At 41.1% G+C, this 1319-nt stretch carries 2 protein-coding genes; both read left to right on the top strand.

Annotated elements, in window-relative coordinates; genetic code table 11:
- Positions 1 to 929, top strand: a 929-nt coding sequence (locus tag AB4653_RS21245) for a type VI secretion system baseplate subunit TssF (RefSeq protein WP_372105264.1), incomplete at its 5' end; no start/stop codon positions are given.
- Positions 930 to 975: 46 nt separating this feature from the next.
- Positions 976 to 1319: type VI secretion system baseplate subunit TssG (locus AB4653_RS21240; RefSeq protein WP_372105262.1), on the top strand; the 344-nt coding region annotated here is incomplete at its 3' end.

The raw sequence follows: 1319 nt of genomic DNA, 5'->3' as shown, positions 1-1319 counted from the left end.
AATTTGACGAGTCTGAAATCGTGATTAATTTGTTTATGTCATCATTGCCATCGGAGTTCATTCGTCTATTTAATAAAGACGTATTCAAGCTCAATGTCGTGCCTGCGATTAATTTATTTGAGCAAACTGGCGAACCGATCCCATATGACCACCGGACTCTATCCGTTCCAGTTAATGCCGACGCTCATAGTGACAACAATATAGAAATTATTGAAATTCAAAACGTCTATGAAATCACTCCGAACGGAGAGGTCCCTTTAATTCCACTTTTTAAAGAAAAGTATTCACATAACCAAAGTTACGACTACTGGCAAAGTAAACACGATCACTTTGGTGAAGTAAGCATAGCGATTTCGTTATCGGACACGACAAATACAGAATTTAGCAAGCTACTTGGTACCAAGTTACTGTGTACTAATGGGAAGCAAGCTTGTGGTGTAATCGGCACTTTGGAATGCTTAGAGAGTATTGATTTACCCGGTGATTTCTCACCTATTTACCCGCCCTCTGCGCCGATTAAAAAAGAAATCGACCAAAACATCCACTGGGAATTTATTAGCTTATTGAACACCAACTTCACATCATTGGTGCAATCTAGCAACCCGGTAGCTGAACTCAAACATATGTTGAGTTTGTGCAGTCGCGACCAGGTATCAAGCACAGAAATTCAGATGATTCACTCAATTACATTCAATTCGCAAGTTTCTGCAATTCGTGTGTTGGGTAAGAACGTGTTCTCGCCCGGAACCGAGATTGAACTTACGCTTGATGCCACCTCACCTTACCTAGCATTTGCCGATGTGTTGAATCGCTTCTTCCAGCAGTTTTGCAGTTTTGATAGATACATTCAACTTAAGATTCGTCTCTATGGGCGAGATGGTTTCATAAAAACATACCCTAAGATTCACGGTAGTCAATTGTGCCTGTAACTCCACAAAATAAGCACAATTGGATCGATCGCTATAGGAAGCCGATATGAAGCATTTCATCGAAGATCTAACGACTCAACCCGAAAAGTACGACTTCTCGCAAGCAATGAGACTATTGGAACGACTCCAGTCTCACAGCTCTACTCAGGTACAGATCCAATTGAAGTCTGAGGCAATGCCAACTGGGAACCCTCAAGAAATTCAGTACTTTTCGCTAAAGGGAAACAAGGCAAAGCTGAGATTGGCAAAAGAAGCGCTTTCTGGTGTAAAAGGGGTAATTCCCAATTATATTTATGAAGAGTTGTTAAGCGCGATACACAACGACGATCATTCACTTCAAGACTTTCTGGATGTGTTTAATCAACGCCACTTTGAAATCACCTATCGAAC

It is taken from the genome of Vibrio sp. 10N.222.48.A3, from assembly GCF_041475345.1.
GTDB classification, from domain to species: Bacteria; Pseudomonadota; Gammaproteobacteria; order Enterobacterales; family Vibrionaceae; genus Vibrio; species Vibrio tasmaniensis_A.
Note: the sequence above shows the minus strand (reverse complement) of the source record. Positions and strands in the feature narration are given on the sequence as shown.